General features: G+C 45.1%; 9 protein-coding genes. 5 read left to right on the top strand and 4 right to left on the bottom strand.

Features of this window, described 5'->3' with window-relative positions; translation table 11 throughout:
* Positions 1-81: 81 nt before the first annotated feature.
* From CBX98_RS08675 to CBX98_RS08665, 3 genes are read left to right on the top strand one after another with little or no spacing between them, the layout of a single operon-like run.
* Positions 82-378 carry a hypothetical protein gene (locus CBX98_RS08675; RefSeq protein WP_005396101.1) on the top strand — a complete coding sequence of 99 codons (297 nt, stop codon included), beginning with the start codon at positions 82-84 and terminating at the stop codon, positions 376-378.
* A gap of 39 nt (positions 379-417) precedes the next feature.
* Positions 418-1,248 (top strand): sulfurtransferase, encoded by an 831-nt coding sequence (locus tag CBX98_RS08670; RefSeq protein WP_109168983.1) that lies wholly within the window; start codon positions 418-420, stop codon positions 1,246-1,248.
* A 21-nt stretch (positions 1,249-1,269) separates the two neighbouring features.
* Positions 1,270-3,561: an EAL domain-containing protein gene (locus CBX98_RS08665; protein ID WP_046875898.1), complete on the top strand. Its 2,292-nt coding sequence runs from the start codon at positions 1,270-1,272 to the stop codon at positions 3,559-3,561.
* Between the two features lie 25 nt (positions 3,562-3,586).
* On the opposite strand, the gene CBX98_RS08660 is transcribed toward CBX98_RS08665, so the two are convergent.
* Complete coding sequence (locus CBX98_RS08660; RefSeq protein ID WP_109168982.1) at positions 3,587-4,879, bottom strand: glycoside hydrolase family 18 protein; 1,293 nt, start codon at positions 4,877-4,879, stop codon at positions 3,587-3,589.
* Positions 4,880-5,010: 131 nt separating this feature from the next.
* Positions 5,011-6,012 (bottom strand): sugar-binding transcriptional regulator, encoded by a 1,002-nt coding sequence (locus CBX98_RS08655; protein WP_005396112.1) that lies wholly within the window; start codon positions 6,010-6,012, stop codon positions 5,011-5,013.
* 466 nt (positions 6,013-6,478) lie between these two features.
* Here CBX98_RS08655 and tal point away from each other — a divergent pair, with 466 nt between their 5' ends.
* Both tal and tkt read left to right on the top strand, forming a co-directional pair.
* Entirely contained in the window at positions 6,479-7,429 is a 951-nt protein-coding gene (gene tal / locus CBX98_RS08640; RefSeq protein WP_005396118.1) for a transaldolase, read from the top strand.
* A 123-nt stretch (positions 7,430-7,552) separates the two neighbouring features.
* Positions 7,553-9,544 (top strand): transketolase, encoded by a 1,992-nt coding sequence (tkt, locus tag CBX98_RS08635; RefSeq protein WP_109168979.1) that lies wholly within the window; start codon positions 7,553-7,555, stop codon positions 9,542-9,544.
* 141 nt (positions 9,545-9,685) lie between these two features.
* Here the strand turns inward: tkt and CBX98_RS08630 are convergent, their stop codons facing one another.
* Both CBX98_RS08630 and CBX98_RS08625 read right to left on the bottom strand, forming a co-directional pair.
* The gene (locus CBX98_RS08630) at positions 9,686-11,248 is read right to left on the bottom strand and encodes a PAS domain-containing methyl-accepting chemotaxis protein (RefSeq protein WP_109168978.1); all 1,563 of its coding nucleotides are present in this window, start codon (positions 11,246-11,248) and stop codon (positions 9,686-9,688) included.
* Positions 11,249-11,459: 211 nt separating this feature from the next.
* Positions 11,460-12,632: an MFS transporter gene (locus CBX98_RS08625; RefSeq protein ID WP_046875894.1), complete on the bottom strand. Its 1,173-nt coding sequence runs from the start codon at positions 12,630-12,632 to the stop codon at positions 11,460-11,462.
* Positions 12,633-12,639 lie beyond the last annotated feature (7 nt).

Below are 12,639 nucleotides of genomic sequence, written 5' to 3'. Positions count from 1 at the left end.
AAATCGCATCGTTCTTTGAACATGCGATTTTTTTGTTGTAAAACAAAATGATTACTTGAAACAATAGCAATGGAGCGCAAATTGGATAATCCCAAAACCTATATGTTGGTCTTCAGCGGTTTCATTGCCCTACTTGTGCTCTTGTTGCTCATTAAGCAAACGGATGAAAACACGGTTTCAGCCACCGTCATTAGCAACACTTTAACTCAGTCCCTTGATGGTCAACGTCGGTACCTCACTATTAATTCACCTGAGATAGAGCAACAACGAGTGACGGTTCCAGTGTCCGCATCTTGTCCAGTGGGCTCTATTGCGTTATTCCACCAAGCATCCCGCTCAAGTTTTGACTCATCCCTTTCATTCATTCGCTGTGAGTAAAGATACTGTGCGGACTTCCCAAATCAGAAGGATTTAACCATGCAAGCATTGATCGATGCCAAAGAACTTCATGCTTTATTAGACCAACCAAATGTAAAACTTCTAGACGCGAGTATTCGTTTTCAAATTCCTTCCGAAGGGAAAAAGATCACCAATAAGTGGATTCCAGGCTCATTGCGTTTCGACTACGACAATGACTTTTGTCTCCCAGATACCAATCTCCCTCATATGATGCCAACAGAAGAAGGATTTAATAACAGCGCTCAGAAACTTGGCCTGAACAACGAAGACCTTATTGTTGTTTATGACAACTCAGGAACACTCGCCTCTCCGCGCGCATGGTGGATGTTTAAGGCAATGGGACACGATAATGTCAAAGTGCTTAATGGTGGCCTCCCGGCTTGGATTGAGGCTGGACTGCCTGTCACGAATACCTTGTCCGAAGCTAAGCAGCTTGGAAAATTTACCGGGAAATTAAATAAACATGCTTTTTTGGACGCAAATGCAATATTAGAGTACTCAAACAATTGCAGTGCAAACATTGTTGACGCTCGCTCACGTGCACGTTTTTTAGGCGAGGTACCAGAGCCAAGAGAAGGACTGCGTTCTGGTCATATTCCGAATTCTGTTTGCCTCCCTTTCCAAACATTGTTGAGTAATGGCTTTATAAAGGCAGACTCGGAATTGAAACAAGCATTTAGTGCACTAACGTTATATAATGATAAATCAATCATTTTCAGTTGTGGCTCAGGTGTAACGGCCTGTATTTTGCTGCTAGCAGCATACCAGTTAGGTTGGCGTGATTTATCGGTCTATGACGGGTCATGGACAGAATGGGGCGCAGACCACTCATTACCCATTACTCGCTAATCTAGGAGCTATCGAAGCGGCATGGTCAGGTTAAAGAAGAACATTTGGACACTATACATGGCGCTACTTACGATAAGCGCCGTGCTGTTCGTGTTGTTTGGCCGCTACCATTATGAGTCAACCCTGAATAAGTACAAAGATAAGCAGCTCCTACAATTGGAGCTGTTTGCCTCTTCTGTCGAATCACTTCTGAAAGGACAAGAATCGTTACTTGAAGTCATTGGTCATCAGTTGGTCGAGAGAAATGACTTTACTCGTACAGCCGCAGTTCAAACTCGCCCGATGCTGGACAAACTACTCAGTATCCATCCGGCGATTATTGGGTTCGGCCTAACTAACCCCGATGGAGACTACATCGCCGTAAGCTCCAATTTGATCTTGGCAAAGCTGCATAATCTAAAACAAGATCCACTGACTCGTGATACCTTTTTGGCAGCGCTCAACTCCGACCGAATGATTATAGGTCGAACGTATTTTATGCCAGCTCAAGATTCACTTGTGATTCCGATCCGAAAAGCAATTCCAAATAAAGATGGTGTTGTACAAGCAGTGATGACGGCTGGCTTTAATATGAATTCATCTTCGGTTTTTCGTAACGACATTCATGCTAATGAGCACAATCGGGTCACATTGATCCGCAGTGATGGCTACCTTACTTTTAGCTCGTCAGAAGATACAACCCTAGAAGATTACCTAAAACCTGCCAATGATTTAGATATAAAAGCCGTTATGGCTCAAATCACAAAAGATTCAGGCTGGGATATGGCGCAACTAAAAGAGCTCACACGAGCGCTAAATATTGTTGTCGACAATTCTCGCCTGAGTGAGTTAATCACATTGAGATACCTTCCTGATTATCATCTTTGGGCCTCTTCCTCGACAGATTTGAATTTTATTAAGCGCGGATTTTACGAACAGTTTGCACTGTACTCGATTGTTTTTCTTATCGTCCAAGGTGCTTTTTACGCTTTATTCCGCTCTATTGCGAACAATGAACATAAAACAAAACTGCGTTTGCTCTATCAAGCGAACCACGATCATCTCACTGGATTACCAAACCGAGAGTACCTACGCGCAAACATTCGACACTGGCTTTCTGGGAAAGGGAATCCTTTTTCTTTGATGTTTATCGATATTGATAATTTCAAATCAGTCAACGACACACATGGTCATGACTTTGGCGACGAAGTTCTAAAACAAATATCTATCCGCTTAAACACCTTTGTTAACGATGGCCGATTAATCATCCGTGAAGCCAGTGACGAGTTTATTTTTCTAACAAATCGAATTGATGAAGTAAGCGTTAAAAGACTAGCGAGCGACTTAATAAAGGCGCTATCAGAACCCTACGAAGTCAATGACAGTCAGTTTCTGCTCAGTTGCAGTATTGGTATTGCCTGCTATCCACACCATGGTGAAACATTAGATGAACTGCTCCTGTCAGCCGATATTGCGATGTATCAAGCGAAAAAACAACGCAACGTATACAGCCTGTTCAATCAGCAGATGCAAGCTACACACCTGCGTAAAATGAAAATTGAGCAACGCCTGAGGCTCGCGATAGATAAGCAAGCGCTTCATATGGTTTATCAACCTCAGTTAAACCTAGAAGGCGATATTTATGGTGTCGAAGCGCTTATTCGTTGGAGTGATGATGAGCTCGGCTTAGTCCCACCAAGTGAATTTATTCCCGTCGCAGAAAGCACTGGGTTGATGGTTCGTATTGGTGAACAAATCATTGAAAATAGCCTGACAGATATGGCTAAACTGACTGGTAATATTGATACATCTATCCAGATGTCTATTAACATCTCGGTCAAACAGTTTGTTCACGCCAAATTCATTACTAATCTTATGAATGCTATTGAGAAACGCGGCATCGAATGTTCAAAGATTACCCTAGAGATCACCGAAAACCTGTTTATTGAAGATCTTGAAAAGTTCGCACCAATTTGCGAGCGCTTGCATGCTCTTGGCTTTAAAATCTCGCTCGATGATTTCGGGACTGGCTACTCTTCATTAAGCATGTTGCGTACGCTACCTATTGACGAGGTGAAGATTGACAAGAGCTTTGTCGATCACATTGAGCATGACAAAAAAGCGCTGAATATGGTTAAGAATATCATTTCTATCGGCAAAAACTTTGAAATGAAAGTACTAGCTGAAGGAGTAGAGACGCTGCAACAACTGAATGAGTTAAAAGCTTGCGGTTGTGATTTGATTCAGGGCTACTTCTACTCTAAACCTTTATCGCTTGAAGACTTGATCGCTTTTACGAAGCAGAACCAAAGCAAAGAAACCGTAGTTGAATAACTACGATCACTTTGCTTAGAAGGTTTTATTTATTCATTTCTTGGTACATCACCTCCACCAACTCGCCTTTCGGGTCGCCTGATAATTCCCAGGTAAAAATGCCACCTAAGTTCGCCTGTTTAGCCCAATTTGCTTTGGCTTTGATCGAGCGTTGATCTTCGTAAGAGATAAAGACTTTCTTTACAGGATGCCACAAGTAAGGCGCTTGAGATTGCTCATCATACTTGTACTCGTAGCCCTGCTCCGCTCCATAGTTCTTCACCAAATCCCAAAACATGAAATAGCCGTTCTCACCCGTACCAAACTGCGCTCCTTGCTCGGATACAAGATCTTGCGTTGGTAAGCCACCCGAGAAGTCTTTGGTGCCTTGCCAGCCACGCCCGTAAAACGCAGCGCCAATCACCAGTTTCTCACTTGGAATACCGAGTTCAATCATCTGGTTGATGAACACGTCTGCGCCCATGCCCCACCAGCTTCGCTCAGTCGCATGCAAGTTGGTAGTATGCCCGGTTTGCTGTCCCCAACCACCAAGGAAGTCATACGTCATTGCAAACATGTTAGTTAGGTACGGCTCCGCGGCTTTCCAATCGATACCTGCTGCTTTTGGACCAACGCCTACCGCTGTAGAGAGCTCGTATTCACGTTTGGTTTGATTTGTGAGTTCATCTAACTCTGCACGCATGGTTTTTACTAAATAGGTAAAGGCCTCACGCTCAGATACTTTTTGCTCATCAGAAAGCTTGGTGTCAGGGTTCCAAGGCGACGTTGTTAAACCGCCACCACCAGGGTATTCCCAATCCAGATCAATACCATCAAAGAAATCATATTGAGCAATCAATTCAACGGCAGTTTTTGAGAATTGATCCATCGCTTGTTTATTTTTTGCCATAGCATGGAACGGTTCGGACATTGTCCAACCACCAAAAGAAGGGAGAATTTTAAGATCAGGATGTTGTTTCTTCATTTCAGCAAGTTGAGCGAAGTGGCCTTTGTATGGCACGTTAACGGAGACATCGCCAAAGTCCTTTTCTAATGCTGCTTCGGTATCGACAATGATCGCCGTATACGGATCTTTTCCTTCACATTGTTCGGCAACCAGTTTTTGTACCGTTTCAGAAGCACCGGCATGAGGGCCGCACATACTAAGAAACGCGTAAATCACGTGCGTCAGTTTATCGGCGGGAATATCGTTCACCGTGTATGGGTTTTCTGCATTCGCGTACTGCCAATCCGCAAAGTAACCCGCCACGACTTTTTGCTCGGCGTGCGCAGCACCAGTCAGCCCTATAATCAGTGCAGCAAGAAGTGTCTTTTTCATTGTGTTCTCCAGAGTAGATGTACAAATTTAAAGCTACTCCTAGAGAATATTTTTAACTTGGAAACGAAATCAGGCTGCGAGTCATTTATAACTCCTCGCAGCCTGATTACATAAATTGCATATTATTTGTGCTAACTCTCAGATGCCGCGTTGCCGTGCATTTGCTCATCTAAGTTGAGTACCGTTAATGCGTTGCTGACGCTTGTGGCGATCACGTCTATAGCTCCGGTTCTTAATGCTCCAAGTAAGGCGAGCGGCTTACTGTTCTCCGCTGCAATCGCGATGACTTCCGATATTGGGCGAAACTCTTCAATACCAAGGCCAATCACTCGGTCACTCATTACGGTGTTGGCAACATTACCGTGAATATCAAAGAAATCATAACCTGCAAAGTCCCCGACCACGCCTTGTTGAAGTCTCGACTGAACCACTTCATCAGGCGTAAACCAACCTAAGTCCACCATGTAACTGTTTTCGCTCATGTCACCAATACCGACCAAAGCGACATCGGCTTTACGTGCCAAATCGAGCGTTTGTTTGACGGTTGCATTTTGCATGAAAGCCAACTTCTGTTCTCTGTTCTCTGCGTAAGCCGGCGCATAGAGAGTTTCCGAGGTCCCCCCATACTTCTTTGCTAACTGACGGCAAATGTGGTCGGCGTTATACATACCACCACGTGGGTGAATACCGCCGATACCACACACAAATTTACAGTCGCGCGGGGTGATCACCCCAATGTGATGAGCAACAGAAGATACGTTACGCCCTTGTCCAACGGTCACCACCATGCCGTTTTTAAGCGTACTGGTGAGATAATTGGACACCAATCCCGACACCTGTAGTCGCTGTGCCTCTTCATTTGGCTGATCAAGAGCGACAAGCGCGCGCTTAACGCCGAATCGCTCGATCAAACGTTGTTCAATCTTGGCGCTAAACACCGGGTGGTATTTAACGGTGATTTCAACGATGCCTTCATCACGCGCCTGCTTGAGCATTCGCCCGACCTTTGCGCGTGATATGGCAAATTTTCTCGATATCTCTTCCTGAGTCGCACCGTCTTGATAATACGCGACGGAAATCTCTGTCAACAAATCCGTGTTTTCAATGGAAATATCTTGATTAGAACTGCTCATGGTTTCTCTCGCCCTTTAAGAGGATCGATATTGTATGCAATAAGTGAGCATATGCTCATTGACTTAGCATATGTTCTTTATCAATTTAAACGCTACATTTGCTCATCGCAATAACATTTTCTCACTACAATTTTTTACCCTCACGTACAACGCTCAAGCTTTGAACAATAAGGGCAAACGTTTATTTGGGTTAACCACTACACACACAGTAAAAAAACGTTGATGAAGTTCACTATAAGTCGATTTCAGCGATTGACTTTCAGTATAGATAGGATAAATATGGACACATCATTTACTCAGCTATCGATCAAATGTTCATTGCATTTGTTCGGTAACGAAATTTTCCGTAGTTGGCTGAGCAGATGTCTCATTAAATACGATGAGACGATTAGCTAACTCGCTTGCAAATGCACAAGCTGTGATAACAAAAATCACGCTTAAGCCCATTTAAATAGGATGATCGATTATGAGCAACAAGTTAGAGCAACTTCGTAAACTAACGACTGTAGTAGCAGACACTGGCGAAATTGATGCAATCAAAAAGTATCAACCAGAAGACGCAACAACTAACCCTTCTCTTATCCTGAAAGCCGCTCAAATCGCAGAGTACGCACCTCTAATCGATGCTTCAATCGAATATGCTAAAGCACAGAGCAACGACAAAGCTCAACAAGTTCAAGACACTTGTGACATGCTTGCAGTAAACATCGGTAAAGAAATCCTAAAAACTATTCCAGGTCGTATCTCTACAGAAGTTGACGCACGCCTATCTTACGATATGGAAGGAAGCGTAGCGAAAGCACGTCAACTAGTAAAAATGTACAACGATGCAGGCATCACTAACGACCGCATCCTTATCAAACTAGCGTCTACTTGGGAAGGTATCCGCGCAGCAGAAATCCTAGAGAAAGAAGGCATCAACTGTAACCTAACGCTTCTATTCTCATTCGCTCAAGCGCGTGCTTGTGCAGAAGCTGGCGTATTCCTAATCTCTCCATTCGTTGGCCGTATTATGGACTGGTACAAAGCGAAAGAAGGCCGTGACTTCGAAGCTTCAGAAGATCCAGGCGTACTGTCTGTAACTAAGATCTACAACTACTACAAAGAGTACGGCTACAAAACTGTCGTAATGGGCGCAAGCTTCCGTAACATCGGTGAGATCCTAGAACTGGCTGGCTGTGACCGTCTAACTATCGCTCCTGCTCTACTTGCTGAGCTAGAAGCTGCAGAAGGTGAAGTGGTTGAGAAGCTAGTTGATTCTAAAGGCGCAGCTGAGCGTCCTGCACCAATGACTCATTCTGAGTTCCTATGGGAACACAACCAAGACCCAATGGCGGTTGAGAAACTGGCTGAAGGCATCCGCAACTTCGCCGTTGACCAAGGTAAACTAGAAGCGATGATCGAAGCTAAGCTTTAATTGCTTACCAAAAGCGAGTAGCCCGTCTACTCGCTTTTACCATCAGCGCTTATTCAAGATTTTCTATTTGAACTTGTTTCGACGAGTTCCCTCTATTCAAACCCTTATCGAGAAGTAATCACTATGGATCGTAAATATCTAGCAAATGCAATTCGTGCGCTAAGCATGGATGGTGTTCAACAAGCTAACTCTGGTCACCCAGGTGCACCTATGGGCATGGCTGATATCGCTGAAGTTCTTTGGCGCTCTCACCTAAACCACAACCCATCAAACCCTGAGTGGGCAGACCGCGACCGTTTCGTACTGTCTAACGGCCACGGCTCAATGCTAATTTACTCTCTACTGCACTTGAGCGGTTACGAGCTATCTATCGATGATCTGAAAAACTTCCGTCAGCTTCACTCTAAGACTCCAGGTCACCCAGAGTACGGCTACGCGCCTGGTATCGAGACAACAACGGGCCCTCTAGGTCAAGGCATCACCAACGCTGTTGGTATGGCAATGGCTGAGAAAGCGCTAGCAGCGCAATTCAACAAAGAAGGCCACGACATCGTTGACCACTTCACTTACGTGTTCATGGGCGATGGCTGTCTGATGGAAGGTATCTCGCACGAGGCATGCTCTCTAGCTGGTACACTAGGTCTAGGCAAACTGATCGCATTCTGGGATGACAACGGCATCTCTATCGACGGTCACGTTGAAGGTTGGTTCTCTGACGACACGCCTAAGCGTTTTGAAGCGTACGGCTGGCATGTAATCCCAGCAGTAGACGGTCACGATTCTGAAGCGATCAACGCAGCAATCGAAGCGGCGAAAGCGGATCCTCGCCCTACACTTATCTGTACTAAGACAATCATCGGTTTTGGTTCACCAAACAAGTCTGGTTCACACGATTGTCACGGTGCACCACTAGGTGCAGAAGAAATCGCAGCAACACGCAAAGAACTAGGTTGGGAGCACGGTCCTTTTGAAATTCCGCAAGAAGTCTACGCAGAATGGTCAGCGAAAGAAACAGGCGCAGCTAAGGAAGCAGCGTGGAACGAGAAATTTGCAGCTTATGAAGCAGCGTACCCTGAGCTGGCAGCTGAATTTAAACGCCGCGTAAACGGTGAGCTTCCTGCACAGTGGGAAGAGAAAGCAAGCCAAATCATTGCAGATCTTCAAGCAAACCCAGCAAACATTGCATCACGTAAAGCATCTCAAAACGCTCTAGAGGCATTTGGTGCTCTACTACCTGAGTTCATGGGCGGCTCTGCTGATCTAGCGCCTTCTAACCTAACCATGTGGTCTGGTTCTAAGTCTCTAGAAGCAAGTGACTTCTCTGGTAACTACATCCACTACGGTGTACGTGAATTCGGTATGACGGCGATCATGAACGGTATTGCGCTACACGGTGGTTTCGTTCCTTACGGCGCGACATTCCTAATGTTCATGGAGTACGCTCGTAACGCTATGCGTATGGCGGCTCTGATGAAGATTCAGAACATCCAAGTGTACACGCACGATTCTATCGGTCTTGGCGAAGATGGCCCAACTCACCAACCAGTTGAGCAAATGGCATCGCTACGTCTAACGCCAAACATGAGCACATGGCGTCCATGTGACCAAGTTGAATCAGCAGTGGCTTGGAAACTAGCGATTGAACGTAAAGATGCACCAACTGCGCTTATCTTCTCTCGTCAAAACCTAGCGCAACAAGAGCGTGATGCTGAGCAAGTTGCGGACATCGCGAAAGGTGGTTACATCCTGAAAGATTGCGAAGGCAAGCCAGAGCTAATCCTTATCGCAACAGGTTCAGAAGTTGAGCTAGCAGTAGAAGCAGCAGCACAGCTAACTGCTGAAGGTAAGAAAGTACGCGTTGTTTCAATGCCATCAACAGATGCATTCGACAAACAAGACGCCGCTTACCGTGAAGCCGTTCTACCATCAGACGTAACAGCTCGTATCGCTATCGAAGCAGGTATTGCTGACTTCTGGTACAAGTACGTAGGCTTCGACGGTCGCATCATCGGTATGACTTCATTCGGTGAATCTGCACCTGCTGGTGAACTGTTCAAAATGTTCGGTTTCACTACTGAAAACGTAGTAAATACAGCAAAAGAACTACTAGCGTAATTGCAGTAAAAAGATAATCAGTTTTCTCTATTGCGAATGTGAAAACTGAAAAGCCCCGCCAGCAATGGCGGGGCTTTCTTTTATCTGGCCCCTATTTGTGTAAACACAGCCAGAAAGTGAACACAACGACTTTCGTTACGGCTATTTGTCTTCAAATCGAAGCGCGAGCTGATAGAAATCTTGTACTTGCTCTTTCAACTGACGGCTGTTTTGCTCTACGGAGTGCGTTGCTGCCAAGTTTTGCTCTGCCGTAGAAGCAATAGAGTGAATATGCTGATTTACATCGCTGGATAGCTTCAGCTGGTTATTCGCCGCTTCCGCCACATCGACCATCAACCCACTCATGCTTTGCATCATCTGTTCAACCTCAGACAAACGAAGCGCGCTTTGTTCGGCAACCTGAGAACATGTATCCGTTTGCTCTTTGTTTGCCAAAATGTCTTTTTGCCAGCTTTGTATCGTCGCCAACATAGCAGAGATAGACGCTTGGATTTGTTCAGTTGCATTGGATGTGCGACCAGAGAGCGCGCGCACCTCATCGGCAACAACAGCAAAACCACGACCTTGCTCACCCGCCCTCGCCGCTTCAATTGCCGCGTTAAGTGCCAGTAAATTGGTTTGTTCTGCGATCCCGCCAATCTCTTCCATCAAATGATTCACTTTCTGCGCCTGATCACTCAGTTGATACGTAGTTTCCGTCGCTTTTTCAGCTTGAAGGCTTAATTGCGCTAGATTGGTGTGCGTTTGATCGATGGTCTCCTTCGCCATCAAGCATGACTTCAATGTATCATCAATTAGCATATGGGCATCATTGGTGCTAGAAGAGACTGAATTCGCCGAAGACTCCACCTCTTGAGTCGCATCACGTACGCGATGAATATCGATGTTTTGCTGATTTAATGCAGCCGAAACTTCTGCTGTGGTTTGGCTCAACTCTTCAGCACAATGCTGCAAAGGCAATGCGGAGTCTGTCATTCTTCCTAACACGGTTCGAATTCTTGCGGATAGCATTTTGATATGGAAATCGGCAATCGAAAATGCCGTATTACCGGAATAGATCAAGCGACTCACGCTGTCGTATTGCTTTTGTAACTTTTTCAGTTGTTGAGGCGTATCAATTAATTCTTGGCGGAATAACAACGCTAGAACACTCGCAGGTAGTGCACTTGCAAGCCAAGCTAATGGACCTTCAATAGACAATGCATATGCGGCTGCAGGTGCGGTCAATGCGCCAAGTAGAATCGCATAGCGAATAGTTTCATTGAGTTTCAACGACCAAGTACGACCTGATTTCTCGGCGGCGCGCATACTCTTGTAGGCTTTCGTGGCTATATCAACCCACTCTCGCTTTGGCTTCACGCGCACAGATTGATAACCAACAACGTGGTTATTTTCATAAATAGGGGTGACATAGGCATCAACCCAATAGTAACCGCCCGACTTAGTGGCATTCTTAACCATGCCGCGCCAGGCTTTGCCTTGCTTAAGACGAGCCCACATATCGCCGAAAGCGGCTTTAGGCATGTCATTGTGGCGAACGATATTGTGGTTCTGACCGACGAGTTCTTCGTGAGTGTACTCAGCAACACGGCAAAAGGCTTCGTTACAATACGTAATAACACCTTGTAGGTTCGTTGTTGAGACGAGTTCCTCAGACTCCCTCACGAGAGTTTCTTGAGCTTTATGAGAAATATTGGCTGACATAGACGAAACTTCTGTAGTTTTTATTGATTTTCGGCAAGATATATACAGGATTTTTATTTTTATTACAAAAAGTTAGATAAAAAGTCTTATCAAGTCGACATTTTTAGTGTGGGAATTCACATTATCAATAAAAACATAAAGAAGAAGTTGTGGAGTTGAGCTAATAAACAAAGCCCGACACGTTATGCCGGGCCATGTATAGAAGATTTAATCATGCAGTTTGGGATTCCGTTTCTTTGTTCGTTTTCAAAGCAAACATCACGATGACGAGTAACACAAAAGGAAGAACGTACAAATTAAGGTTTTGCCAACCTACGGTGGATTCAAGCCAGCCAGATAGTAATGCAGTGATAGTGACACAACTGAACACGAAGAATTCATTAAATGCCTGAGCCTTGCTCCTGTTTTTCGCTTCATAGCTTTGACTAAATAACCCAGTTGCCGCGATAAACATAAAGTTCCAACCAACGCCTAACAGAACTAAAGCAAGACTAAAGTGCCAAATGGACACTCCGTGTATGTTAATTCCAATACAAGCAACAAATAGCAATCCACCGGCTAAAATCATATTCTTCGCGCCAAACCGCTCTATCAAGCGTCCCGTGACAAACGCCGGTGCAAACATGCCCAGCACATGCCATTCGATCACTCCTGCCGCTTTGTCAAAATCAAAGCCACAACCAATCATCGCCAGAGGCGTTGCTGTCATTAAAATGTTCATCACCGCATACGCAACCATTGCGGCGATAACCGCTAGCATGAAATTAGGTCGACGGATAATATGCCCCACTTTATCCGCTTTAGTATGTAGAACTTGCGTGTGTGCTGGTGGAAAACGAATCGTTTGCAGCACGATCAACGCAGTTATATAAAGTCCAATAAGCACGGCAAAAGCACTAATGTACAAACCATCATCTGACCATTGCTGTGAATACACCGCCAAATTAGGGCCAAGTATCGCCGCTAGTACCCCTCCCGCCATAGATATCGAAATCGCCCTGTGTCTTGCCGACTCTTCACACACTTCAATAGCAGCAAATCTGTATAGCGTACCGAAGCCAATACCAACACCGAGCAAAAAGGTAGAAACACAGAATAGATAGAAGTTCTGTTGACTTAACGCATACGTCGCTAGGCTGGCACCCAAAATGCCAATAACATTACCGAGACTAAACCCAAGGCGACGTCCTAACTTGCCCATAATCAGTGATGCTGGGATCGTCGCAGCCATCAGTCCTAAAAATTGCAGCGCAACGGGCAACGTAATAAAACTTGATGACGGCGCAAGTGTTTTGCCAATAAGGGCAATAACAGATATGAGTAAAATATTCCCTGTCATTAATAGGGCTTGGCAAAGGGATAATAGCCATACATTACGATTCAATTCCAAA

Origin of the sequence: Vibrio sp. T9, from assembly GCF_003123985.1 — a bacterium.
In the GTDB taxonomy this organism is placed as follows: domain Bacteria; phylum Pseudomonadota; class Gammaproteobacteria; order Enterobacterales; family Vibrionaceae; genus Vibrio; species Vibrio diabolicus.
Note: the sequence above shows the minus strand (reverse complement) of the source record. Positions and strands in the feature narration are given on the sequence as shown.